The 26001-nt window shown below is 37.6% G+C and carries 26 protein-coding genes; 13 read left to right on the top strand and 13 right to left on the bottom strand.

What is annotated here, in order from left to right:
• Positions 1 to 236 precede the first annotated feature (236 nt).
• Positions 237 to 1361 carry an FAD-dependent monooxygenase gene (locus tag ACPDHL_RS14910; RefSeq protein ID WP_430533540.1) on the bottom strand — a complete coding sequence of 375 codons (1125 nt, stop codon included), beginning with the start codon at positions 1359 to 1361 and terminating at the stop codon, positions 237 to 239.
• Positions 1362 to 1492: 131 nt separating this feature from the next.
• The gene (locus ACPDHL_RS14905; protein WP_430533539.1) at positions 1493 to 3304 is read right to left on the bottom strand and encodes a gliding motility-associated C-terminal domain-containing protein; all 1812 of its coding nucleotides are present in this window, start codon (positions 3302 to 3304) and stop codon (positions 1493 to 1495) included.
• Positions 3305 to 4251: 947 nt separating this feature from the next.
• On the opposite strand from ACPDHL_RS14905, the gene ACPDHL_RS14900 reads away from it, so the two are divergent.
• The 3 genes from ACPDHL_RS14900 to ACPDHL_RS14890 are packed head-to-tail and all read left to right on the top strand — an operon-like array spanning position 4252 to position 6217.
• A complete protein-coding gene (locus ACPDHL_RS14900; RefSeq protein ID WP_430533538.1) occupies positions 4252 to 4818 on the top strand; it encodes a hypothetical protein in 567 nt (188 codons plus the stop codon).
• The gene (locus ACPDHL_RS14895) at positions 4782 to 5540 is read left to right on the top strand and encodes a sensor histidine kinase (protein WP_430533537.1); all 759 of its coding nucleotides are present in this window, start codon (positions 4782 to 4784) and stop codon (positions 5538 to 5540) included. Before ACPDHL_RS14900 ends, ACPDHL_RS14895 begins: the two co-directional genes overlap by 37 nt.
• Before the next feature lie 5 nt (positions 5541 to 5545).
• Positions 5546 to 6217: a response regulator transcription factor gene (locus tag ACPDHL_RS14890; RefSeq protein ID WP_430533536.1), complete on the top strand. Its 672-nt coding sequence runs from the start codon at positions 5546 to 5548 to the stop codon at positions 6215 to 6217.
• A 26-nt stretch (positions 6218 to 6243) separates the two neighbouring features.
• Here ACPDHL_RS14890 and ACPDHL_RS14885 read toward each other — a convergent pair whose 3' ends face one another.
• On the bottom strand, positions 6244 to 7092 hold the full coding sequence (locus tag ACPDHL_RS14885) for an alpha/beta hydrolase family protein (RefSeq protein ID WP_430533535.1): 849 nt from the start codon (positions 7090 to 7092) through the stop codon (positions 6244 to 6246).
• Between the two features lie 110 nt (positions 7093 to 7202).
• On the opposite strand from ACPDHL_RS14885, the gene ACPDHL_RS14880 reads away from it, so the two are divergent.
• The gene (locus ACPDHL_RS14880) at positions 7203 to 7802 is read left to right on the top strand and encodes a hypothetical protein (protein ID WP_430533534.1); all 600 of its coding nucleotides are present in this window, start codon (positions 7203 to 7205) and stop codon (positions 7800 to 7802) included.
• Between the two features lie 247 nt (positions 7803 to 8049).
• Here ACPDHL_RS14880 and guaB read toward each other — a convergent pair whose 3' ends face one another.
• Complete coding sequence (guaB, locus tag ACPDHL_RS14875; protein WP_430533533.1) at positions 8050 to 9522, bottom strand: IMP dehydrogenase; 1473 nt, start codon at positions 9520 to 9522, stop codon at positions 8050 to 8052.
• A 58-nt stretch (positions 9523 to 9580) separates the two neighbouring features.
• Positions 9581 to 10447, bottom strand: a complete 867-nt coding sequence (locus ACPDHL_RS14870; protein WP_430533532.1) for a hydroxymethylglutaryl-CoA lyase — start codon at positions 10445 to 10447, stop codon at positions 9581 to 9583.
• Positions 10448 to 10625: 178 nt separating this feature from the next.
• On the opposite strand from ACPDHL_RS14870, the gene ACPDHL_RS14865 reads away from it, so the two are divergent.
• Entirely contained in the window at positions 10626 to 11408 is a 783-nt protein-coding gene (locus tag ACPDHL_RS14865) for an enhanced serine sensitivity protein SseB (RefSeq protein ID WP_430533531.1), read from the top strand.
• Entirely contained in the window at positions 11409 to 12083 is a 675-nt protein-coding gene (locus ACPDHL_RS14860) for a CatA-like O-acetyltransferase (protein ID WP_430533530.1), read from the top strand.
• Between the two features lie 852 nt (positions 12084 to 12935).
• Here ACPDHL_RS14860 and ACPDHL_RS14855 read toward each other — a convergent pair.
• The 3 genes from ACPDHL_RS14855 to ACPDHL_RS14845 form a co-directional block, all read right to left on the bottom strand.
• Complete coding sequence (locus tag ACPDHL_RS14855) at positions 12936 to 13478, bottom strand: hypothetical protein (protein ID WP_430533529.1); 543 nt, start codon at positions 13476 to 13478, stop codon at positions 12936 to 12938.
• Positions 13479 to 13489: 11 nt separating this feature from the next.
• The gene (locus tag ACPDHL_RS14850; RefSeq protein ID WP_430533528.1) at positions 13490 to 13906 is read right to left on the bottom strand and encodes a hydrolase; all 417 of its coding nucleotides are present in this window, start codon (positions 13904 to 13906) and stop codon (positions 13490 to 13492) included.
• Positions 13907 to 13987: 81 nt separating this feature from the next.
• Positions 13988 to 14755, bottom strand: coding sequence for an MBL fold metallo-hydrolase (locus ACPDHL_RS14845; protein ID WP_430533527.1), 768 nt, complete (start codon positions 14753 to 14755; stop codon positions 13988 to 13990).
• Positions 14756 to 14838: 83 nt separating this feature from the next.
• Between ACPDHL_RS14845 and ACPDHL_RS14840 the strand changes: the two genes are divergently transcribed.
• Positions 14839 to 16284: a TonB-dependent receptor gene (locus ACPDHL_RS14840; RefSeq protein WP_430533526.1), complete on the top strand. Its 1446-nt coding sequence runs from the start codon at positions 14839 to 14841 to the stop codon at positions 16282 to 16284.
• A 50-nt stretch (positions 16285 to 16334) separates the two neighbouring features.
• On the opposite strand, the gene ACPDHL_RS14835 is transcribed toward ACPDHL_RS14840, so the two are convergent.
• From ACPDHL_RS14835 to ACPDHL_RS14825, 3 genes are all read right to left on the bottom strand, one after another.
• Positions 16335 to 16844 (bottom strand): META domain-containing protein, encoded by a 510-nt coding sequence (locus tag ACPDHL_RS14835; RefSeq protein ID WP_430533525.1) that lies wholly within the window; start codon positions 16842 to 16844, stop codon positions 16335 to 16337.
• 99 nt (positions 16845 to 16943) lie between these two features.
• Entirely contained in the window at positions 16944 to 17273 is a 330-nt protein-coding gene (locus ACPDHL_RS14830) for a DMT family transporter (RefSeq protein ID WP_430533524.1), read from the bottom strand.
• 79 nt (positions 17274 to 17352) lie between these two features.
• Entirely contained in the window at positions 17353 to 17997 is a 645-nt protein-coding gene (locus tag ACPDHL_RS14825) for a DNA-binding response regulator (RefSeq protein ID WP_430533523.1), read from the bottom strand.
• Positions 17998 to 18196: 199 nt separating this feature from the next.
• Here ACPDHL_RS14825 and ACPDHL_RS14820 point away from each other — a divergent pair, with 199 nt between their 5' ends.
• Entirely contained in the window at positions 18197 to 18460 is a 264-nt protein-coding gene (locus tag ACPDHL_RS14820) for a hypothetical protein (RefSeq protein ID WP_430533522.1), read from the top strand.
• Positions 18461 to 18551: 91 nt separating this feature from the next.
• The gene (locus ACPDHL_RS14815) at positions 18552 to 20546 is read left to right on the top strand and encodes a tetratricopeptide repeat-containing sensor histidine kinase (protein WP_430533521.1); all 1995 of its coding nucleotides are present in this window, start codon (positions 18552 to 18554) and stop codon (positions 20544 to 20546) included.
• A 260-nt stretch (positions 20547 to 20806) separates the two neighbouring features.
• Here the strand turns inward: ACPDHL_RS14815 and ACPDHL_RS14810 are convergent, their stop codons facing one another.
• Positions 20807 to 21463, bottom strand: a complete 657-nt coding sequence (locus ACPDHL_RS14810) for a DNA-binding response regulator (RefSeq protein WP_430533520.1) — start codon at positions 21461 to 21463, stop codon at positions 20807 to 20809.
• Positions 21464 to 21742: 279 nt separating this feature from the next.
• Between ACPDHL_RS14810 and ACPDHL_RS14805 the strand changes: the two genes are divergently transcribed.
• The 3 genes from ACPDHL_RS14805 to ACPDHL_RS14795 all read left to right on the top strand — a co-directional run bounded on the left by ACPDHL_RS14805 (position 21743) and on the right by ACPDHL_RS14795 (position 23763).
• Positions 21743 to 22210 carry a GyrI-like domain-containing protein gene (locus ACPDHL_RS14805; protein ID WP_430533519.1) on the top strand — a complete coding sequence of 156 codons (468 nt, stop codon included), beginning with the start codon at positions 21743 to 21745 and terminating at the stop codon, positions 22208 to 22210.
• 76 nt (positions 22211 to 22286) lie between these two features.
• Positions 22287 to 23078 (top strand): carbon-nitrogen hydrolase family protein, encoded by a 792-nt coding sequence (locus ACPDHL_RS14800; protein WP_430533518.1) that lies wholly within the window; start codon positions 22287 to 22289, stop codon positions 23076 to 23078.
• A 124-nt stretch (positions 23079 to 23202) separates the two neighbouring features.
• A complete protein-coding gene (locus ACPDHL_RS14795) occupies positions 23203 to 23763 on the top strand; it encodes a GNAT family N-acetyltransferase (RefSeq protein WP_430533517.1) in 561 nt (186 codons plus the stop codon).
• 7 nt (positions 23764 to 23770) lie between these two features.
• Here the strand turns inward: ACPDHL_RS14795 and ACPDHL_RS14790 are convergent, their stop codons facing one another.
• The gene (locus tag ACPDHL_RS14790; protein ID WP_430533516.1) at positions 23771 to 24613 is read right to left on the bottom strand and encodes a GNAT family N-acetyltransferase; all 843 of its coding nucleotides are present in this window, start codon (positions 24611 to 24613) and stop codon (positions 23771 to 23773) included.
• Positions 24614 to 24824: 211 nt separating this feature from the next.
• Between ACPDHL_RS14790 and ACPDHL_RS14785 the strand changes: the two genes are divergently transcribed.
• On the top strand, positions 24825 to 25700 hold the full coding sequence (locus ACPDHL_RS14785; protein WP_430533515.1) for a helix-turn-helix transcriptional regulator: 876 nt from the start codon (positions 24825 to 24827) through the stop codon (positions 25698 to 25700).
• Positions 25701 to 26001 lie beyond the last annotated feature (301 nt).

The following is a 26001-nucleotide window of genomic DNA, read 5'->3' as shown; positions in this document are numbered from 1 at the left end:
TTTAATTTGTTGAACGTTGACTTTCATAGGAAAATTGAATTTTTATGGTCAACCTATGTCAGGGACGTACATGGTGAGTGGTGAGTGGTGAGTGGTGAGTGGTGAGTGGTGAGTGGGGAACGAGCAACGAGCAATGAACAATGAGCAACGAAGATTCATTGAACACCAAAACTTAGAGGAAAAGGGAAAAGGGAGATGAGAAACCGAAACGCAGTGTAGGTTCATCGAACACCCCATCAATCATTCAGCTCAAACATCTTTGTCATCTGTTGTTTTTTCATAAAAGCAGGTAGCAAGCGAAAAGCAGCATTGCGTATGAGCACGAGTAAAGGGTGGCGAAACTGGGCAATTTGACCTAATGTCCAACTATCGCGTACAATAGCATGTGCTTTTGAACGTCTCAGAGCGGGGAATCGCTGTAGCGCTTCTTCTAGCGGATAGCGTTCCAATAATTTACTGATTACATACACATCCTCAATCGCTTGACAAGCTCCTTGCCCGAGGTTTGGCGTGGTAGCATGAGCAGCATCACCGATGAGACAAACCCTATTGTGGTACCAGGTAGAAAACGGTTTAAGGTCATAGATTCGATCGCAGTGAATAGCGGATGCATCGGTTTGTTGAATCATTTCTTTGATCCACAACGGACAATCCTCTACATAATCCCCTACGGAGGTATGGGGTTTATAGCGCCCTTCATCAATGAGAAAATACCAATAGGTCTGTTTTTCATTCAACTGCACAAACCCTAAACGCTTACCTCTACCCCAACTTTCTACTGCAGTATTGGCGTAAGGTGTAGGCAGGGTAAAAGGCAATACGCCACGCCAACATACTTGTTTAGCATTGCGCAGCGCATAAGTACCAAAGACCAATTGTCTCACGCGTGAGCGCAAGCCATCTGCACCAATTACAAAAGTATGAACCGCATGGGTTTCATCCTCAAATTCAAGGTGATACTGTCCGTGTTCATCCGTGTTAATTTCCTGTAAACGCTTATTTAATTGGATGTTTTCTAGGCCTACAGCTTCCAGGAGTACGTGGTGCAATGCACTTCGATGAATGGCAATATTGGCCAATTGATATTTTTGTTCAAAAGAAGCCAAGGACGTTTGATCCAATACGGCTAATTCCATATCGGTTAGCATCACAGTAGAAATGCGTACTCCTTTGTTAGTTAAGGCTTTATCAACTCCTAAATGGCGATACACTTGCATCGCATTATTGGCGATAGCAATTCCCGCACCCACAGGTTTGATCGCTGCTGTTGCTTCGTATACGACAAAGGAAATTCCCGCTTTCTTTAGGGCAATAGCCAAGGTTAATCCCCCTATTCCAGCACCTATGATGGCTACTTTCATGATACAACGTTAATGGTTAATCGTTCAAAGAGGAAAGATAAAAGAAATTCACCGATTAATTGCGTTCCAAAGGCGATCTTTTCCACTGCATCCACCAGCATCTATAACGGAATTCTTGCACCTAAAAAAGATTAAAACTCACGCATCAGTTGTACCCATCCAGTAAACTCCTCGTTCTTTGCTGTCAGAATATGGTAGAAATACGTCCCAGAAGGCAATAGCTTCCCTCCATCAGATTGTCCTTCCCATTGTTTGGTGTAATTCTTCTTATGGTACACCCGTTGTCCATAGCGATTAAATAGCTGAAGGGAAACCCCTCCAAAATTTTCCAAATCAAACGCATCATTCAACTGATCTCCTTGTGGTGAAATCCCCCTTGGAATAAAGCACAGGTTCTTCGCTCCATACAACTCCAACGTAGTACTCGCACTACAACCGTATTCATCTCTTGTGGTTAACACCACTGTATTATCATCCTCACGCAGTAAATGACGATAGGTGGACAAACTTACTTTCGGACTATTTTCCTCCACTTCCACTTGATTAATAGACCAGTGAAAAGACGAAGCAGGAGAAAAAGAATTCGGCTGTGCTTCTATGTACAACTGATCTTTAGCACAATAGTACTCCAATCGAGGTGTTTTAGGATGCTTTACCTCAATTGTTACTGATGCAGCATGTGCACAATAGCCTTCAAGAGGCGTGAATGTATAGGTTGTAGTTTGCTGGAGATTTAAGGCAGGAGTCCAAGTTCCCGCTATTCCATTAGCAGAAACCAGAGGAAGTTCATCGAGCAGCTCTCCAGGGCAAATAAAAATAGGAAGTTCAAATTGTGGTTCTATTTTAGGTGTAATGACGATATCAATCGTTTTAGGTAACACACAAAAGCCCTCGTCGGGTGTAAAGGTATACGTTGTTGTCGTTGTCGGATTAAATTCAGGTGACCAAGTGCCCGTATAACCATTTTCAGAAGTAGTAGGGAGCGCGACAATAGTTCCCTCACATTGTGTTGTTGTTAAAGTAAACAAGGGTTCAATATAAGGTTTGATTATCTCAATGGTCAAAGTAGCAGCATCAACAGTAGGGTCATCTGCTGTAAACGTATAGGTTGTTGTTTCTTGATTATTAGGTGCTGGCGACCAAGTTCCCGTATACCCTTCTTTAGATTGTTTAGGCAATTCGATAGTAGTACCCTGACAAAGCGAATCAATCACCTCAAAAGTTGCCGTTTTACTCGTGATAGCCACATCATCGATATAATAGTACGCCCTCATCACCTCGTCTTCAGCAGTTGGATCTTGTTCAAGTAGGGTCTGTTCATCGTTAAAAAAGTTACCAATGATAAAGTAGTTTGCCCCTGAAGTTTGAGGGGTATACTCCAACTCCACCAAAACCCATCCAAATCTTTGGGTGATAATAAGAGGGTGATTCGCGTCGGGTACTACATCAATGACATCATTAGAGTTTTGAAAAAAGTATTCGTCGTAGAACTTCACGCCAAAATTATTGGAAGCAAATTGACTTTTAAGCGCCAAAGAAACATAAAAGGTTATGCTATAGCGATGTCCAGCCTGTAGGGGTTCATTTAATTCTCCTTGTATATACTCGCGTTTAGAGTTCGGCGAATACAACAGTAAACCAACCATACTATCTCCTGTTCTTGGTGCGCGATTTCCTAAATTTGAATTAGAAGTACTCAAAGGATGTAATACACATTGCCTATTTAAGCTCATGTGATAAATATCGGATGTACCCGTTGTAGGCGTGGTCCAATTTACAATCGCATTGTCAAAGGATATAGACGTTTGATAAAAATTACACAACAAGTTAGGTTGATTGACCAGCTCAAAGCTTGGATTGCGAACCAAATTAATTTGACTATATCCCGTTGTGCAAGCAAAACCTAAAACAAAAAACAAAAAAATAGTAAAGGCGTATTTCATAATAGGTTACTTGTTTAAAATTAGATATTTTACTAAAATAAATACTAATTTTTTCTTAAACAAAAGAGTCGTTTGTTTTTTGTGCGGTTTATGAAAGCATAAGCCATACTAATTTACTCCAAATCAACCATAAAAGATCAATTCCTTAATCAGCAGTGCGTAGATGAGGTGGTGGGTTCCATTCGCTCACCTATTCATTTCCAAAAAAAAAGCGCTGTAGAAATTCTAAGCGCTCTTCTTTCAAGATATTAAAAATTATTGTGGGGAATTGAAATATAAATTAGTTTAACAAGTAAAGCTCCCGTGGTTTATCGTATTAAAAAGATTTTTTTACTTTAAATCACACGTTAGATAAGGCGCTGTAGCGCTTTCCAATTTTTACTATTTCAGTCAACTAATAAAGAATAAATTGTAAAGAGATAAACCGCTTTACAGCTTATTTCTGCAATCAAAAATAATTCACATATTGTGAAAACAACCAAGGGTTTTCCCTATTTTTAAAATTTACGGGTTTTCCCTTCTTTTTTTCCCTTCATCCCATCTTTAATTTTCTTACAGATAAAGCAATAAAAGAAAGATAAACGAAGTGAAACCAAATAAAACAGCTTTTAAATTAAGTTTTCGCTAAATTTTCAACAATACCAGCCAAAAAAATCGTTTAACCCTTTAGTATTTGATACTAAAAAGATAAAAAAACATAAATTTTACTTAAATTTGGATGAGTATAAAACCCAAAATCCCTCGAATATAAAATTTGCTTACAACCCATATGACAAATCAATTACGAACAAAAAAAGAACAAAAACGTCAATTTGCACTATTAGAGCAAGTGAAAATAGGAAACACGAACTAGCGTATAACCAATGACTAGGCTTAATTTCATAAATTACGTTACTTATTTAAACCCCGTTGTCCTATTTCTACTTATTTTATATGCCTTACTAAAAATGCCCCCTACTCGCTATAAAATAGCCTTTATAGGGTATCTTATTACGTCTTTATTCTTTATTTATCTAGGTGAACTATTAGGCAGAAAACTAGGCAACAACCTTATCTTGATTCCCATTTTTGGCCTGCTGGAATTAGGGTGGTTCGCCTACATTTACTATGCACATACAAAAAATATAGCATTTCTATACAGTACTGTTCCCGTGTTAATTCTACTGATTTATGAGCTAAGCACAACTGACTTTCAAGCCTTGCAACAATTCCAGTCGTATACGAGGAGTATGGCCTCCTTGTCTTTATTTTTGGTTACCCTATACTATTCATACCATCTGATAAAAAATAAATGGCAAACGTATAGTACTTCCTTTTTCCTATTTCATGCAATTGTATTGGTCTATTTTACCTATAGTTGCTTGTACTATCTACCCCTGCAAGTATTAATTACAGGAAATCCGGAAAACGTATTGTTTTTTTGGCTAGCCAATAGTGTTATTACACTGCTTTTTTACCTTTTAACCACTATCGTCCTATGCAAAATCACGAGCAAAATGAACACACAGTCCTAATCTGGCTGATCCTTGGATTACTACTTGTGCTAATCATTAGCATAGCTTTTATCTTACTTTTAAAACTAAATCACAGAAAACACTTGGAGACCCAACATCAAATTCAAACACTAAACCAGCAACATCACAAAAAACTACAGCTGTCTTCTATTGAGATTCAAGAAAAAGAAAGGCAACGCATTGGCAGTGATTTACACGATTCTGTGATTAATTCATTAACTATCTTATATTTACAATCCCAGCTAAAACAAGAAGAGCCGACTATTGTAGATCACATCCAAGACGCCATTTCACTAACGAGGCGTATTTCCCATGATTTGAATCCCCCGCTTTTAGAATACGCAACCCTAGACCATATAATCAAGGATTTTTTTCAACAGTGGAATGCTTTTTATACGGTACACTTGCGGATTAATAAACAGGTAGCCGTCGAACTTTCAACAGAGCAAAAAACACATATTCTCCGCATTGCGCAAGAATTAATGAACAACATACACAAATACGCACACGCAAGTGAAATTGAGGTGCACTTGCGTTTATCTCAACAGGCGGTTGTCTTTGCTCTACGAGATAATGGCCGAGGATTTTCCGATCTCGAAAAGAAAACGGGATTGGGGATGCAAAATATTCAACTGCGAACAACTTTATTACAAGCGTCGTATAAATACAAACCTCAACCTCATTCAGGAACCTTATTTCTACTGCTAATCCCCCTAAAATAACCGACATGAAAACAAAACTAATCCTCGTGGATGACGAAGTACTCATCACCGATTTACTGGCTAATTTCCTCCAACAGGACCCTGCTATTGAAGTCATGGCAACCTATAATTCTGGACTAGATTTTCAACACGCTATGGAACGTGCAACTGTAGTTCCCGATGTTTTCATCTTCGATTTTCGCATTGGAGAAGTAGATGGGTTAGAACTTTTAAAGCAATTGCGCCACTTGGGAATTGAAACACCTGTAATTCTTTTGTCTTCACATTACAATGACAGCCTCATTAGCTTCATTGTCAAAACGGGATTTGCTGCCTTTTTACCCAAAAATACCAAACCTGCCGTATTACTCGACGTAATACGCGAAGTAGAGGCCAAAGGATTCTACTTATTACCCGCTCAATTTTCATTGCTCAGGGAGCAAATGCTGATCAAAAACACAGCGATTACCTCTGATTTAAAACTTGCCTTAACAGACAGAGAGCTCGAAATACTCCTCCTAATTGCCAAACAGAAAACAGGCAAAGAAATTGCAGATCACCTGTTTCTTTCTCCCAAAACAGTAGAAGGTCACAAGAACAGTCTATTCCTCAAAACTGGGGCAAAAAATGTAGTAGGATTAATCGTCTATGCCGTGCAACATCAACTCATTTCAATGGATGAAATTTCGCTATTATAACGTTTCTAGGTGCTTTTTTAGTCCAGCTATACAGTGATATGCACTTTCAAAAACGCAATGGTCTGCTCAACTACTTGTTGTAAATCACTTGGTAGTTCTTCTTCTTCATAGGGATGTCTTGCCCCAAAAACATGATCTGCTCCCTCCAAAATAAACAATGTCGATCCTTTAATCCACAGGTGTAATAGTTCTGCTTCTTTGACACTAACCGCCTGATCAGCAGTACCATTGACGATCAAGACCGGTTTTCTCAAATTTTGTGCTGCATATTGTATAGTCAAGGCCTGTTCATTTGCTTCAAAGTCTTCCCAAAAAGAAAGATAATGTGGCATTTGTTGCTTGGTTCTTCCATTCATACTATAGAAAACGCCATCTTTTTGCCATTGTTCAAAGTTATCGCGTTGTGGAAATCGCTTTTTAAAATCAGCAACTCCTGCCCAAGAGATAGCCCCTGTTACTTTATTGTTGTAATAGGTTTGCAACAACACGGCTCCTCCTCCTCGACTATGTCCAATTAAAAAAATTTGAGTTTCATCTACAAAAGGTTGTGCTTGATAATACGCAATAACTGCACTCAAATCCTTTTGTTCTTGGGTGTAAGTATTAGCTCCAAAAGCCTCCAAATCCACAAATTCCATAGGTTGCGTTAAGGATGTACCATTGTGTGAAAAGTTGAATTTAACCGCAACAAATCCCGCTTTGGCTATCGTCTGCATAACCAAATCCCAAGCTCCCCAATCTTTAAAGCCTTTATACCCATGGCAAAAGATTACCAAGGGTAGCTTTCCTTTTTGCTCGTCCCAGTAGCCATCAGCTAAAATGGAATGAGTCGTTCCGTTTGATATAATTGCCGTTTCACGACGAAGTTTTGCCATAAATTTCATTATTCTTTAACAAGTGCGTATTATTTTTTAAAAATTATTTAAGCATTAAATTTATAATTTAGCCCTAACAAAGCTTACAAATTAACAATAAAATTAACCATATGAATCGTTTCAGTTTAACCAAAACAACATGGAAATCTACGCTTTCCATTACCTTACTAGGGATAAGTTTATTTTTTGCTTCCCTACCTGCATTTGCACAAGGAAAAGAACAAGTTACGATAAAAAACAAAACTTTTTCTTACGAAATTTCAAAAGAGAGTACTGCAGCTGATTTAAAAGCGATTGAAAAAGAAATCAATGCTGAAAAAGTAGCAAACCTTCGCTTTTCAAACATCAAGCGAAATTCCAATAATGAAATTATACAAATCACCACACAGTTTAATGATGAGAAAGGCTCTTCTCAAAAGAAAAGCGAATATAACTCACAGGGAATCAATCCTTTTTCAGTTATCATTCACGAGAAGGAAAATGGAGCTAAGTATTTAGAGATTCATTCTGATTTATATCAATACGCAACAAATATAGAAGAGGAGCTGCCTTTTATGCGTGACTTCTTACAGCAAAACTTTGATACCCCAGTAGGAGATTCTTTAGAGTTTGCCCAAGATCCACTTCAAGACCTCATTCAATCCCTACAAACAGATATCAAACAACAACAAGAATTACTTCAAAAACTGATGCAAGAAAGTAGGAAATAGTTTAGGGTGGTGAGTCGTGAGTCGTGAGAGGTGAGTCGTGAGAGGTAAGTGGTTCAGTTTGTGAAGTTGTGAGTTGTAAACTATTAACTATTAACTGATTAACTGATTAACTGATTAACTGATTACTAAACTACTAACTGTTAGCCTGTAAACCAAAAACGCCTCCACAAAGGAGGCGTTTTTTATATTGCACACAAAAAAGCTATAACTATAGGGTTATAGCTTTTAAAATTGAAATAAGTTTTATCTATCTTGAATAGTTAGGAGCTGATTTAGTAATGGTGATATTATGTGGATGACTTTCACCAATACCTGAAGCTGTTAGCTGTACAAAACGAGCTACTTCTTGTAGGGTTGGGATGTCTTTGGCACCACAGTATCCCATACCAGCGCGTAAACCTCCAATAAATTGTAACATACTCTCGTTTAATTCCCCTTTGTATGGAACGCGACCTTCAATTCCTTCTGGAACTAATTTTTTCACGTCATCCTCTACATCTTGGAAATAGCGATCTTTAGATCCTTGTTTCATGGCAGCAACAGATCCCATTCCGCGGTATGCTTTGAACTTTCTACCTTCAAAGATAATTGTTTCTCCTGGTGATTCTTTTGTTCCTGCTAACATAGATCCTAACATCACACAATCAGCACCTGCACCGATTGCTTTAGGGATATCTCCTGTATAGCGTAATCCTCCATCTCCGATAACGGGAACGCCTGTACCTTTTAAAGCAGCGGCAACTTCCATAATAGCAGAAAACTGAGGGAATCCCACACCTGCTACCACGCGAGTTGTACAAATTGATCCAGGACCAATTCCCACTTTCACTGCATCAGCGCCTGCTTCTACTAAATATAAAGCAGCCTCTGGTGTAGCGATATTACCTACTACAACGTCGATTTGTGGAAAAGCTTGTTTCACGGCTTTCAATACGCCTACAACACCTTGTGTATGTCCATGTGCCGTATCGATAATTAAAGCATCTACTCCAGCTTTTACTAAAGCTGTTGCGCGCTCAACCGTATCATGTGTAACACCTAAAGCTGCCGCAACGCGTAAACGACCAAATTGATCTTTATTTGCGTTGGGTTTTAGTGTTAATTTAGTGATATCTCTAAAAGTAATGAGTCCCACTAATTTATACTCCGTATTTACTACAGGTAATTTCTCAATTTTATTCTCTTGTAGAATACCTTCCGCTTGCTCTAAAGTTGTTCCTTCTGCAGCAGTTACTAAGTTTTCTTTTGTCATTACCTCCGTAATAGGCTTTGCGTTCTCTTTTTCAAAACGCATATCTCTATTGGTGATAATTCCTTTTAAAACACCGTGCTCATCCACTACTGGAATACCTCCAATACTGTATTCAGCCATGGCTTTCTTAGCATCTCCTACGGTTGCTGTTAAAGGGAGCGTTACAGGATCGATAATCATTCCTGACTCTGCTCGCTTCACTTTGCGAACCTCTTTTGCTTGCTCTTCAATGGTCATATTTTTATGGATAACTCCAATTCCTCCTTCACGAGCAATAGCAATAGCCATTTCGCTTTCCGTTACTGTATCCATCGCCGCAGATATAATAGGAACATTCAGCGTAATATTTCTTGAAAAATTTGTTTTTAAACTTACCTCCCGTGGTAAAACTTCCGAATAATTTGGAACTAAAAGAACATCATCGTAAGTTAGTCCTTGGCCGATGATTTTTGTTGTGTGTGCTTTCATGTGCAATTGTAGTTGAATTGCACGCAAATTTAGTTTTTTTTATTCAGTTAAAAAAATACTAGTGGTAAAAATTAAAAACTTTTAACGCTTCATTATAGGCGCTCTCAAAAGACATGGCACTTAAATTGGTTTCAATCTTATTCGCAGTAAAATAACTTAACATTTTTTCTGTTGGCATATTACCAGTTAAATCATCTTTCGCCATTGGACATCCTCCATACCCTTTAATTGCCCCGTCATAACGCAAACAACCTGCTTTATAAGCCGCATCAATTTTTTCAAACCACGAGTCTGGCGTCGTGTGTAAATGCGCACCAAATTCAATCTCCGGATAAGCAGGGATCAAATTGCTGTACAAATAATCAATTACTTCTGGCGTTGAACTTCCCACCGTATCGGATAAAGAAAGTATTTTTACCCCCATGGTAGCCAATCGCTCTGTCCATTCTCCAACAATATCCACATTCCATGGATCTCCATAAGGATTACCAAAGCCCATAGACAAATAAGCCACTACTTCTTTGTTGGTCTTATTAGCAATATTGAGGATCTCTTGCAGGGTAACTAAAGATTCTGCAATCGTCTTATGGGTATTTCGCATTTGAAAATTCTCCGAAATAGAAAAGGGAAATCCCAAGTACTGAATTTCTTTGTGTACAGATGCTTCTTCTGCCCCACGTGTATTGGCAATGATCGCTAATAACTTGCTTTGGGTTTTACTCAAATCTAGCTGTGCCAATACCTCTGTCGTATCGATCATTTGAGGAATCGCCTTGGCAGATACAAAACTTCCGAAATCTATCGTATCAAATCCTACACGCAATAATGCTTGTACGTATTGTACTTTTTTTTCTGTTGGGATAAACATTTTAATGCCTTGCATTGCATCGCGCGGACATTCAATAATTTTTACTGTTGGCTTCATAGTGCTCCAAAGATAGAAGAAAGCAATAAATTCTCAAAAACAAATTAGCAAATTAAAAAACACTTCTTTTTCTTCCTACTCTAGTCTCCATTTAGTTCGATCATTTCTCCTCCCTTGAACGGCATGATAATCTTTAAGATTATTTTAGATAAATAAAGTAGAATTAGTCGTAAGTTTGATGAGCAAAGATAAAATAGCGACCATGACTCAATCCACGCAAAAAGCGATAAATAAAAACTTGCCACTGGCAGACATCATAGAAAAAGCAGGAACGATCGAAGCCTATCGCGCTGTTTTTTACGAAAAATTCTTAAAAAACGACATTTATGTATTGGTAAAAAAAGAGTATAATCAGGCCAATAGCTTCAACGCAAATGCACCAATTATTACCTTTGAAGATCAGAGAATTCCCGTTTTTACAGATCCGAAACACATTTACGATCAAGGAGCCATCCAAGACGAAATGAGCTATATGAAAGTCAACGGTAGAGCCTTTTTAGAACTGGCTATGGGACACTATATCCTTGTAAACCCCTTTTCAAAAGTGTACAAAGAACTTGTACCCAACGAAGTAGCAGAGATGCTAAATGGTTCTATTTTTAATGTAATCAAAGACAATGTAGCACACATTCACATGCAAGCACGCATTGGAAAACCCGAAACAGAACCAACAGCCTTATTGCAAGAGTTAAAGAAAACGTTTGCTTCTATTCCCGCTATCTCCTCCGCTTACCTTGGTTGGACGTATAACGAGCAAATAGACCAAAAACCACACTATATTTTTGCCGTTGATTGTCAAGTCAAAAATGCCGCTGGATTTAAAGAAATTGCCGATGTTATCTCCAATCTATGTAAACCACATTTGAAAAAAGAGGACTATATCGATATTATTCGCCTCGAACCTAATGGTAATTTTAGCGACTATTTTTACAACCACGATCAACCGTTTTACAGCAAATAAATGAAAAACAAGTTACCCACGTTTACTCCAATCGACAGAGAAACTTGGAGTAGAACCCCTTATTACGACTACTATCGTACCCAACTTAAAACAAAATATACCGTTAGTATCAAAATTGATATTACAACCCTTGTGGCTACCTATAAGTCAAAAGGATACAAATTCTTTCCAACTTTCCTCTATGTTATCCTACGTGCACTAAACAATAGCGAAGCTTTGCGTACTTGTATACACGAAGGTCAATTGGGTGTTTGGGATTTTCTCTCCCCTCAGTTTACACTCTTCCACGACGATGATAAAACCTTCTCTGATTTGTGGAGCGTCTATCACGCCGATTTTCAAGCCTTTCATCAAGCCATTGTCCAGGATATCGAACAGTATAAACACGTCAAAGGCATCAAAGTAAAATCAGGACTACCTGCTAATTTTGTACCAATCTCTTGCGTGCCTTGGATTAGCTTTGACAGCATTAGCCAAGATACTTCCCATGATACCGATTTCTTGAAACCCATTATCCGCTTTGGCAAATTCTACCAAGACCAAGAACGCGTATTAATCCCCCTCTCCGTTTATGTCAATCACGCAATTGCAGATGGGTATCACACCTCCATGTTTTTAAATGACATTCAACAACTAGCCGATCATGTAGAGGATTGGTTGACAGTTGACAGTTAATCAGTTGCTCTGTATCTCACTTAGTTTATATTTTATTTTAGTATTCGATGAATCTTCGATTTGCTCTTTATCTCACTTAGTTGATATTTTGTTTTAGTATTCGATGAATCTTCGATTTGCTCTTAACAAATTACCACTCACCACTTACCACTCACCACTCACCACTCACCACTTACCACTTACCACTCACCACTCACCACTTACCACTTACCACTCACCACTCACCACTTACCACTTACCACTTACCACTCACCATTCACCACTCACCATTCACCATTCACCATTCACCACTTACCCAAAAAGAGGAATCTTAAACAAGTATGCTTTGGTAATTCTCCAACAGTGCTCCAACCATCCTTCGACAAAAAGCCCAATTTCCTTAGTAAACTTCAAGGAGTGTCGAACAAAACTAAAAGAATACCATACTTAAACTAGTAAAATGGCGGAAGACGATGAGAGGATGAGCATAGTCATCCAATCAAACAGCGACTAGCTAATCCGCCTGTGTCACCTGGAGAAAGGAAAGGTAGCATCCAATGAATCCGTTATACTGAAAAAAACACATACGGTGTCGATGTACTGATACGATGCTTCCTTCGTCAGCATGACGGGGGGATTGTACGCATCTTTGCTAAAAAAGAAAATTTTATAGAGCCGATGAGTAGCTCTTGATTCGAACAATCTCAAAAAAAAAAGCATCGTATCAAACAGTTAATACCTGTGATACGATGCTTATTTTATGTAATTCTATACGTAGTGAATGGTAAGTGGTAAGTAGTGAATGGTAAGTGGTGAGTAGTGAATGGTAAAATGTGAACCGTAAACTATAAACCGTAAACGTGAACCGTAAACTTAAAAAACTTCTCCTTCTTCCACGCCTTCAATGACTTGATCTGAAGGAATCAACTGTAAGTCAATTGTTTTTGCGGCTGTAAACTTTACTTGGTCTTTATATTTCAGCACCATGCCATTTTCTACATTCAAGCTCCACCCCTCTTTCAAGTAAATGGTTTTCGTTTTATCGCTTGTTAGGACAATGCTTTTTTCTTTTTGAGGCAAGAATATTTCAGCTTCTTTGCCATCTTTTGCAAAGAGCACAAAGCAACTTACTTCATTATTTTCTAAATCATTTTCTAGGTTTCCTTCGTCTTCGATTGGATTTAAGCGGAATCCCACTTCAAACACGCGAATACAATCTGCTACTAAATAACTGTAGCGATAGCCTGCTGTATAAGCACAACCAAAGCCATCTTCTTCACCTACGACGGTTGTGCCCCCATCCGTTGTGATCGTCTTTTCTTGTTGTTCATTGCTTTTCCTATCCTTTAGGATAAAATCACAGGAAACTAAACTAACTGATAAGAGTACACCTACTACTAGTCCAATTTTTCTCATCCTATAATCTTTTAGTGTGTTGAATATAAAACGGTTTCAATAGTTGAAAAATTAGTCGGTTTTTCAGGATCATAAAAGTATTTTATCAATACTTCTCCATGTACAGCTCCTGAATAAAAATCGGCTATAATCCATCGGTGATTAATAAATTTTACTTTATTAATGATACACTTTTGTTCATTCATTGCGCCATAAGGCACTAAAGGATTCCCTGTTTCCAGGTGATTTAAGGCCAAGATTTCCTCGCGGATTTTGTCCACATCTTGATCTAGCGTTTTGTAGTTGAAATATTCTTGTGCATCGTCGTTGTACTCCAATGAAAAGTACTTCGCGTCACTTAATTCTTTCGATGCCAGCTTTAAAGAATCTCGAACTATAGCGATTCGCTTATGGGCTATTTCGATTTTCTTCTCTTCTGATTTCATCATGTTGCGATTTGTATTGTACAAGAGGGCTATAACTAATACTGAAAATACAAAAAGGTAAAAAAAGACTTTATGTCTCATGATTTATAGGAGTTTTATTTGTTGTTCATCGTAGGCCAAAGATACATTTTTTGGCAATATCTTTTCCACTTCTTCGCAAAAACCTAAATCTTGTGAAATATGAATGAGGTAAGCATGACAAGGATTGATTTTCTCAATAAAGGCCAAGGCTTCTTCCAAATTAAAGTGAGTGGGATGTTCTTTTATTCTCAAGGCATTTACAACCAAAACAGCGCATCCTTTTATCTTTTCCACTTCTTTTTCTTCGATGTATTTGGCATCTGTAATATAGACTAAATCACCTAATCGAAAACCAAAAATGGGTAAATCCCCATGTTGAATAGCCAGGGGAATAATGGGTTTTCCCTTGATGTAAAACGGCTGATCTTCTTCAATAATATGGGGTTCTACACTTGGTGCACCAGGATAGCGATTTTCTGTGGTAAAAATATAGTCATATCGCTTTTCTAAGGCCGTTATCACCCGATTAGAAGCGTAAATTGGCATAGGACCGTAGAGCAAGGTTAAAGGGCGTATTTCATCTAATCCTGCAATGTGATCTGCGTGTTCATGCGTAAACAAAATAGCATCGAGATACCTGCAATCTGCTTGTAGCATTTGCTGTCTAAAATCTGGACCGCAATCGATCAATAGGGTTACATCATCCCAAGTAATTAGAGCTGAGGTACGCAATCGATAATCGCGTTTATCTAAACTTTTACCAACGGGGTGATCTATTGCTATCACGGGAACTCCTTGAGAGGTACCTGTACCTAAAAAACGTATTTCCAAAACCTATTCCTTTTTATACAAAAGTACACTTTATCTTTTTTTTTGTTGTACATAATTTGTTACTTTGTTTCAAAAGCCAATAAATGGAACATTTTGCAGAAGATCTAGTATTAGAAGGGGATCGAATTATTGAACATCAGCCTGCTATTTCGGATAAGGCACTCCGTATAAACCTCAATCACAATATTTATGGAACATTTGCTGAGATTGGTGCAGGTCAAGAGACTGTTCGCCATTTCTTTCGCGCTGGTGGTTCCTCTCGAACAGTAGCCAAGGCAATGTCAGCCTATGACAAATCGTTTAGCGATGCCATCTATAGTGTAGAAGACGATGGACGATATGTAACAGAAAGCCGACTAAACAAAATGTTGGATTATGAAACGAAGAAAATAGAAGATCGAATCCCTCGTGCTGCAAATCCTACTAAAACTTTTTTTAGCTATGCCAATACGGTAGCAACTATTGACTATGCCAAAAAGAACAAAGGACATGGCTGGGTTGGGATCATCTTTCAAACTGCGCCAAATGAAGCCTATAGCAAAATCATCCTTCACATTCAATTTAAAGAAACTGATTCTAAGCTACAACAAGAAACCTTGGGTATTTTGGGGGTAAACCTCATCTATGGGGCGTATTACCAACATCACGATCCCAAGAAATTAATCAGTTGTTTGTATGATCACTTGGATCGCGATCAAATTGAAATTGACAGTATTAGTTTTACTGGCCATTTGTTTTCTCATATTGACAACCGTTTAATGAGCTTGCAATTGGTTAAAAACGGCATGACGGAAGCGGTTATGTTTGGCCCTAATGGACAAAGTAGACTAGCGGCAAATGACTTATATCGCAAGAATATTCTAGCTCTTCGTGGTAGTTTCCGCCCTGTTACCTTGGTCAATATGAATATGTACAAAAAAGCACTCGACTCTTTTGTAGAAGAAAATCAACTCCTAAGACAGGATACAACCGTTATATTTGAGATTACCCTATCCAATCTTTTGATGGAAGGTAATTTGGATGAAAATGACTTCCTACATCGTGCAGACTTGCTGTGCTCCTTAGGACAAACGGTTATGATCTCTAACTTCCAAGAGTACTATAAACTAACGGCTTATTTCTCGCGCTATACTTCGGAGAAAATTGCCCTTTCTATGGGGGTTAGTAGCTTGCTGAATATTTTTGAAGAAAAGTATTATGCCAACCTAACAGGCGGCATTTTAGAGGCATTAGGAAAGCTATTCCGAAACCAAATGACAATATACCTGTATCCAATGAAAGATGAGATAGGAACAATCATCGATTCTAAAAATCTAAAAGTCGATTTACATATTAAAGAATTGTATAAATTCTTTAAGAAAAACAATCAGATTGTCGATATCACCAATTACGAATTAAAGAATTTAGATATCTTTTCTCGCGATGTACTGCGCTCCCTTCAGTGTAATGAAGAAGGATGGGAAAACAAATTGCCTCCGGGAATTGCAACAATGATCAAAGAAAATCAACTCTTTGGCTATCGTAAATAACACAAAAAAAAGCGACGTTTTAAAAACGTCGCTTTTTTTATCGGTATAACTTACTTTACTTCTTGTTGTATATCTGGGTTTATTTGTTTAAACTCCATCACTACTTTAGCTCCATTTTTAAAGAGTAAAGCACTTTCTGTGATCTCATAGTTTGTCACTTCTGTCAATCCTTTGGTAAAGGCAACATCCGCTACTCCTTCACAAAACATACGCGTTGCCCCTAATTTATCACCAATGACAATTCCGTTGTTTTCTTTCACTTCATATTCCCCTGTTAAGGTATTACATCCATCATTCCCGTGAACCATCAAATTTCCTTCGAAACTCAATGTAGGTCTTTGACCTGGAAATAACTCCTCTATTTTTTTATCTGCGGTATCTTCGGTGTGGATAGCCACCAGCTCCCAACTTCCAAATAAATTTGCTTTGGTCGTCACTGCTGTTTCTACTACAGGTGCTTCTACCTCTAGTTCTGGTGCTTTCTCTGTTCCTTTCTTTTCATTACACGACGCTAAAGTCAATACCAATAGCCCCATTGTCAACATTTTGATTTTTTTCATTTTTCTTGCAATTTTAAATGATTTAACATTTTATTTTGACTCAAATATAAAGATTAATTTGGGATTAATTGCAAAAACAGTTTATAAAAAAGAGTATCCTTATGTAGCTGAAACAACTTTTAAACCAATAATAGAACCGATTAATGTAGCGATAAAAAACAAACGCCAAAACGTAGCAGGATCTTTAAATACCAAAATACCCACTAATACCGTTCCCACTGCGCCAATTCCCGTCCAAACAGCATAAGCTGTTCCCAGGGGCAACGTTTGTGTTGCCTTGATTAACAAAGCCATGCTCATACATAGGGCAAATAGAAATCCTCCGTACCACCAAATAGATTCCGTTCCTTTTGTTTCATTTGCTTTCCCTAAGCAATACGTAAATCCAACTTCAAAAAAACCTCCGATAATTAATAAAATCCAGTTCATTTTATTTTTTTTGCGAAAGTATAATTATAAAATCTATTTTTTTTATCCTATGTTAAATATTTATTGCAAAAGATTGCTATTAGATAAACCCCTCTTCTTTCACTTTTCGGATTAATCCTCCGTTATCCAAAACGTCAAACGTTTGTTTTAATCCTGCAATTCTCTTATTGACCGCACTTTCACTCAAATACAGTGTTTCGCTAATTTCCTTAATGCGAAAACCTTTGTCAAGCAACAGTAAAATTTGAATATTTTGCTCCTGCAACAACGTTTCTTTTTTGTAAATTTCCTTTAGCGCTTCATTAGCGTGAACGCTGTAAAAACGCTCTCCATTCAATACTTTTTGAATGGCACTTATTAAAACCTCCTCATTCACATCCATTTTGAGCAACAGCGCTTGAGGAACGAGTTTCTTGTGAATATCGTACAGAATCAAAACCCCCTCATGTCCCGTAATGAATAGCACATCTACATTGGGAAACTTCCTTTTAGCAACCGTGACAAATTCAACTCCATCTTTAATTTCTTCTACTTCTTCCCCTTTACCCAAGTTATAGTCCACAACGATTAAATCCAGCTGTGTACAAGTATCAATTTGCGTTAGTCCTTCCTGAACAGAAGTAGCACTCAATAGCGTTGCATCAGTAAACCGCTGTCGCAATACTCGGCTATACCAATCTACAATCATTTGATGGTCATCGATAACTAAAAGGGTAAAACTCAAAACTCGTGTTTTTTTTTAACATATTATACAGTTTTTCTGTACAAGTACAAGGTAAAATATAAATATGTTTGTTAGACAATCTAAATATTTTATAATAAAAAAAGATTTTTAATTATTTATAAACCTTAAATATACATTTAAATTATTTCTTTTTATTGAAAAAAATATAAATAACTAATTTTTTAAAAACATACTACTAATGAAAAAAACTGTCCTTACCTCCATTTCAGTATTTGCTTTACTATTGTTAGCTTCATGTTCTACGGATACTATGCCGACAGAATCAAACGGAAGTGTTTATAAAAACAATAATGTAACTACTAAATCAACAAACTCAAATGAAGGGAATGCTTCATTTGGCGTAACCTTAGATTCTGCTGCAACGAATATGCAAGTAATTAACAGTGCTTCAAAAACCTTAGAGAACGGTGATGTAGGTACTTTAAAAGATAAGAAAAAGTAAATCATTCAAACACTTTAATCCCCAATTTTCAATCATAAAATTGGGGATTAATTCTTTTTTTAACTTTCTTTGTTTTTCTTAAGAAACAGTTATGAAAGTAAACTATTTTATTCTACTGCTTGTTGTTGTTTGTTGTTTAACTTCTTGTACCCAGAAAGTGAATAAACAAAAACACAGTGATTTATCTAATTATCTTACGCAATTAGAAGAATCTGATCTAGAGCAGCAGCATAAAATAACTAAACTAGATTCTATCTTTCAAACGATACAAGAAGATGCCAATTCCAAAGCACATCGGGAGCTCTTATTTAAACTAGCTGGGGTTTCTTACAACATTGAAGCAAACAAGCTGTACTTTAAAACGAGCCAGGACTTATTAGCGCTCGCCCAAAAAGCCAAAGACACCCTCGACATAGCCAAAGCCTACCTTTATTTAGGCGATTATTATGAGGATATAGTGAAATTAGATAGCGCTTATGTATCCTACTCCTATGCTGCCAAATTTTACCAAGCCAAACAGGATACCTTACATGTGGGGATCATGCAAAAATCAATGGCCGTTATTTTATTTGAGGAAGGGCTGTTTAATCAAGCTGAAGTAGAGGCATTTGCTTCTATACAAAAGATTACCCCTTACAAAAATAACAAGCTACTACTTGAAGCCTATGTTACTATTGCCAATATTCTCGATCAAAATTCACAAAGCGAAGAGGCTATATTATACTACAAACAAGCACTAAATCTGCTCAATACGTATGATACAAAAGAAGATGTTACATATCAAAGGGTTACGATATACAACAATATCGGCTATTTATACAACGGCATACAAAAATACACAGAAGCAGAAAAGGCCTTGTTAGAGGGATTAAATTTACTGACCCAAAACTTACACAACAGTCTGGTACACGCTATGTTATACAATAACTTAGCGTTAACATACATCAAGACCAATCGACTCAACGAGGCGGAGCGTTTAGTTCACGATGCTTACGCCATACGAGCTAGGTTACAGATTCCCCAAGGGCTTATTTCGAGTTACAGCCGTTTTGGCGAGCTTTATCTCGCTCAGAATGACACCTTAAAAGCGGTTGAATACTGGCAAAAAGGATTTAAAATATCGGAAACGGTAAAAGCGCGTAATACGGCCCTGACCAATTTGCGTTATTTAAGCCTATACGATCAAAAAAATGCCAAAGCCTACACCCAGCGCTATTACGAGATTAATGATAGTTTGAAAACACTGCAGATAGAAAACCGAACTAAATTTGCGCGTATCGAATATGAAACCGCTCAATTAGAAGCGAGAAATGAATTGTTGTCCCAACGCGTAACGCTCTTCAGTATCCTTTCTATTTTAGCTGTTTTACTATCGATTTTAATCTACATTTTATTCAAGCAAAAAATGATTCAAAAGCGCTTGTTGTTTGAACAGCAACAACAGCATGATCGTGAATTAATCTATAAGCTTATTTTACAGCAAGAAGAAATTGCTAAAAAAACCCTTTTGGACGAGCGAACGCGCATCAGTACCGAATTACATGATGGTATCATCAATACGCTTTTCAATATCCGCTTAATGCTCTCTAATGAGTGTACAGCTGAAAATCGCCAGCTTATTGCGTCTGAAATTGAAGAAGCACAGCAACAAATCAGACGCATCTCTCATAACCTCCAAGATCAATCCCTTGCTATAGGGAGCTTTACGCCTATTTTAGAAAACTTAATCGAGAAGAATACAACCCCTGGGCATACCTTTACTTTGCTCATTGCCCGCAATTTTGATTGGAGTAATTTTGATTATGAAACCAAAATGAATATATATCGCATTATTCAAGAGTCAATTCAAAATATCATCAAACACGCACAAGCTACGCGTTCGATTATATCCATCGTCGAATCAACCTCAAACTATCACATCAAAATTCAAGATAATGGTGTTGGTTTTAAAGTAAGTGAAATTAAAAAAGGGATTGGCTTGAAAAACATTCAGTTTCGCGTTAACCAAATGAATGGAATACTGACTATTAATTCCAATGCAACGAAAGGGACTATATTAGAAGTTATTATTGCAAAAGCAAAATAGGGATAGGTGTCCCCACAACCAATCCCTACTTACCTAAATTAATCAATAGATATTCATTTTTAACACGTTTGCGAATTGCATTTTATCGCGATGCAGCAAAACAATGTGACAAACACATAAACCACAAGCGTTATAGCATGACTATATCGAGGGCTAAAGTAGGCATACGCCCTTATTTTTCAAAGCTTACCCCATTTCTTTTAACAAAAATGAAAGTTGAACATTCATTTTTCAACGGAATTAATCTAGATTTCTTAAAATTAAATGAATCCTTGGAACTTTACTTGCTTCAAAAGCTCCGATAAATCGTTTACACCAAACTCCTTTTTCATGGTTGTCAGCATGCGTTGGACGGTACTTTGGCTCTTAAAGACAATCTCACAGATTTCCTGAACTTTATATCCTTTGTCTAGCAACATCAGGATTTCAATATATTGTTCTTGTTGCATTAATTGACGTTTAGCCAATAAGCTGAGTACATTTTTTACTCCAATACTGTAAAATACTTGACCAATCATGCACTGGCGAATGGTCTCAATCAACAATTCATCCGTAACATCGGCCTTCATTAGTAAGGCATCTGGACGTACTTTTTTGTGAATACTATAGATCAACAAGGCTTCTTCATGTCCCGTGATCATGATAATTTTTGCCTTGGGAAACTTCTCTTTTGCGTATAGTGCAAGTTTTTGTCCATCCGAGATACGCAGTTGAACGTCAAAGTTTTTTGCCAAGTTATAGTCAATGATCAACATATCAATACTCTGCAATTCATCCAAATACTCAATCGCTTTGGGAATCGTTTCACTAGCATAAAAAGTACTTTCTAAAAAATTTTCACGCAACAAGCGAATATAACTAGTTAAAATCATCGGATGATCATCTATCACTAGAAATACGGGATTATATAAATTCATAGTAAGCTACAATTAGAAGTACTTATATTTTTACCAAAAATACTCTTTTTTTTGGAGTGTTCACCATCTCAACTATTCAGACAAATGAGATATAATTATAATTTGAACCAAAAATACAGTTTTTTTTATGTTTAAGTAAAATATTAACTATAATATCGTCAAATTATTACAAAACCTTGTTTCTCTTTTTTTACTTGTCAACCTGTTTTTTCTTGGCTCACTATTGACATACCGTTGTCATACACACCAACTATCTTTGCGCTAAACAACCTATTTATCATGAATATCAAACACTTAAAAGCCATCCCTATTATTGGTATTGCAGTGCGTACCACCAATCAAGAAGAACAAGCAGCCTTGGATATTCCACAATTGTGGGAGGCGTTTCACAGCCAACAACTCCTAGAAAAAATTCCACATGCTTTTACAGATACGATTTACGCTATTTATACGCAATATGAAAGTGATTTTACAGCTCCCTATACCACTATTATTGGCTGTCGGGTGAGTTCCTTAGCAGAGGTTCCCGAGGGAATGGTGGCGCATATTATTCCCGAAGGGCCATATCTACAACGTCTTGTATGCGGTAATTTGCAGGAAAATGTCGTACTTCGCGAATGGATGGACATTTGGAATTCCCCAGACCTCAATCGAGCGTATACCTCCGATTTTGAAGTCTACGGACCTAAAGCACAAGATCCAACACAAGCTGAAATGGAAATTTACCTTGCTATAAAATCATCTTAAATACAAACAAGAGCGTTCTGCTCTATTAATTCTACTTACCTTTAAGGCGTAGAATAACCCAAATACAAGGATATATATGCGAGTAGGTTTTTTTCAGTATGCCGTGATTTGGCGTGACAGACAAGCAAATCTAGATTATATTGCAGCTAAGATCAAAAAGGAAACGTTTGATTTACTGGTTTTACCTGAATTTTTCACCACGGGCTATGCCATGGACACCAAAGAAGAAATTCTGCCTTTTGTAGAAGATCTTCGCGATAGTCCTACGGTAGACTTTTTGTCCAACTTACTGGCTGAAACGGGAAATGGTTATATTTCTGGTACAATTCCCGAAATCGATCAAGGAGTGCTTTACAACACTTCTATTCTCGTTGGCGCACAGGGCTTGGTGGCCTCTTACCGCAAAATCCACCTACCCGATTATGAAAAACGATTCTTTCAGGCAGGAGATACGGCTGTTGTATTTCCTAGTAATCACGGAAATATTGGTTTGACGGTTTGCTTTGATTGTTGGTTTCCTCAACACACTTCTCTACTCAAATTACAAGCAGTTGATGTGATTTGTCACTCCGCTTGTTTTGGCGGTCCAGTTACGCCGACAATTATTCCCATTCGCGCCTTGGAAAATCAGTGTTTTTACATCAGCTGTAATCGCATTGGGGAAGAGTATTTTGATGGTGAACTAGAAGCCTACCGCGGAGAAAGCCAACTTGTCAATCCCGATGGAGAAGTTCTTGCTAAAGCAGCTAATCAAGAAGCACTGATCCTAGTAGATATAGATCTAAATGAAGTGAATCGCCCTGATTTTGGACGTTTAATTACCAAAGACTTTCAGTCAGAACACGAGAAATACAACATTCAGCTGTAACACCACTGGGTTTCATTAATTTCGGCCACCATTTCCTTTTCTCCTCATTAGAAAAGGAAATAAGCGGTTGGCCCTCTTTTAATGGCTACTTTTATTTTTTTTTTAACGCTCAAATTTAAATCCTATGTTTTTCAACGAATTTCCAACAATAGAAACGGAGCGCTTACTCCTACGCGCGCTTCATTTTACAGATGCCCCAGCGCTATTTGATTACTTTTCTAGAGATGAAGTAACAGCATTCTACGATCTCCCCACCTTCGAATCCGTTCAGGAGGCACATGAATTGTTATTGGCTTGGCAAGAGCGCTATCAAAATAACGATTCCATCCGCTGGGCTATTGCTCGAATCGAACAACCTCAACACCTAATTGGTACTTGTGGGTTTCACAATTTTTCAATAGAAAACTTTAGAGCTGAAATAGGTTATGAATTACACCCTGATTTTTGGCAAACAGGTATCATGACTGAAGCTATTCAAGCCTTGATTCCCTTTGGTTTTGAGCATTTTAACTTACACCGTATTGAGGCATTTATCGACCCCTCTAACCTAGCTTCTCGCAAGTTGTTGGAAAAAGTTGGACTGCAATCAGAAGGTGTTTTACGCGATTATTTCTATGAAAAAGAAAAATTTGTAGATGGTGAGATTTTTAGCCTGTTGAAAAAAGACTATTCACCCCAACTATAACGTACTACTAGAACACGCGTTTCATTTCATATTGAGCTAATTCACTTTTCAAATTTAACTGCTGAAAAAAAGCTGTGGTTGCTACTGATGTTTCGTCTACATTGTACACATACACTTCATTAGATGCCGTTCTTTCTTTCATCATTTGAATGAAATGCGTAGCAATCCCTCTTCTTCGATGTGTTTCGGCAACAGCTAGTTGCAAGATTCGTTTGGTTGTAGGATTGAAAATAATGTATCCCACCAGCTGCTCCTGATCATAAGCCCCAAGTGTACAACAACGGTTCTTGCTTTTTTCCAAAGCAGAAACCGTATACTGCCAAGCGGGTTGAATCTCCCAAAACGAACAAAAAACAGGCCAATTAAAGTCGGTTAAAGCCTTGAATTCAAAAGAAGGTTCTCGTTTAGCTGTTACGGCCTCACCTTCAAAACAGGCTAACTTTCTGGCGATGTGATACTCCATTTTTTCATAGGCTCGAATAGCAGCATGATTGTTTTCAATGACTTCCAAAACCAGTTGTTCTACGTTTAATGGCTGTAGGTGTTGCAAGAGCCATTCATACATTTTGCCTACCAGACCTTGACCACGATGGGAAGGGATTACTCCTGTTGCAGCATTATAAGCCGTTAATTTTCCATCCACTGTATTAATTGCGTGCAACATAAAACCAACCAACTGATCATCTTCTACGAGGCCTACAGATAGGTCTAGCTGAATGTTCTCCGCCGCTATCTTAAACTCTAACTGTTCCACTGTGAGTTGTAAAGGAACGATGTAGTCTGCAAAGGATGCATTCAATACCGCTACAATTTCTTTTTTATCTACTTGGGTTAAATCTATGCGTGTCATTTTTTCTTTGTTAGTCAACGATGCTTTGTTTGCTTTTTAGATCAACAAATTTAATTAAACCTCTTGGGAATAATTTGTTCAAATTCTTCTCTTTTCTATTCAATTTATAAGATTGAAGGACTCAACTTAGTTAAAAAACACAGCTATATCAAACATTAACACGTACAGCTACTATTCATTCTGTAATTTCTTCTATTTTTAAACTAAAAAAATGCAACATTTTCTCACCATTCAAACGATTTACGATTTTCATCAAATTCACGACGAGATCAAGATAGAAGGCATTGCACTTTTAAAAGACATTCATCGCCTCCACCCACACTACACCGATTACAAGCATCAGTTTGATGGGTTATTGTTGTCGTATTGTTCCAAAGGTAGTGTTCGCATTATGATCAACTTTGAGGAATACACCGTTAACGAAGGGGATTGGGTGGTCGTCTTACCTCAGCTGATTTTAGATCCACAAGAGGTTTCGTCTGACTTTGAAGTCACTTCCATCCTCATGTCATTGGATTTTATCAGTGCCTATCCCATCTTGCGAGAATTTATCACCAATAATGAAGTACGTTGGCATCCTGTTATTTGCAACAAACAGCTCAACAATGTTCGTTTGCATCCTTTTTTGATTTTACTGGAACAGTACTACTTTGAACAGCACAGCAAGAGTAAAAAAACGATCATACAGTACCTTATTTTTGCTTTAATCACAGCACTATCGGATTCCTACCAAACACGATGTGAGCAACGCGGTGTGGTTAAAACGCGAAAATCTCAGCTTGTCGATGATTTCTACCTACATTTGTCACAGCATTATAAAAAAGAAAGGCAAGTATCCTTTTACGCAGAGAAACTCCATTTAACGCCTCAATACTTAACGACCTTGGTTAAAAAGGAAACTGGGCATGCACTGACGCATTGGATCGAACATGTGGTCATCTTACACGCCAAATCCCTATTGAAGTCCTCTACCCTATCCATAAATGAGATCAGCCTGGAGTTACACTTTGCGGATGCGTCCTTATTTTGTCGTTACTTTAAACGTTGTACCCAAGTAACACCTGCACAATTCCGAGCGATGAACTAAGTAAAAACATCAAGATATAGGCGTTTACTTCTTCCTTTTTCAGCATTTGATCCTTTTTAAAAAAAATAGATTTCAAAAATTTTAAAGGCTTAGTTTTTTATAACCAAATAGTTAATGATTTTCAGAGGCAGACTGAACAAAAAAAAGAGACAATTCTCTTGCAGATTAACAAAACAGCGCTATCTTTGCACCGTTCTATTACAGAACTGAAGGCATACGCTGAAAGGGGAGATACTCAAGCGGCCAACGAGGACGGACTGTAAATCCGTTGGGAAACCTTCGCAGGTTCGAATCCTGCTCT

This window comes from Myroides sp. C15-4 (assembly GCF_050522745.1).
In the GTDB taxonomy this organism is placed as follows: Bacteria; Bacteroidota; Bacteroidia; order Flavobacteriales; family Flavobacteriaceae; genus Flavobacterium.
This window is presented reverse-complemented; position numbering and strand designations above follow the sequence as displayed.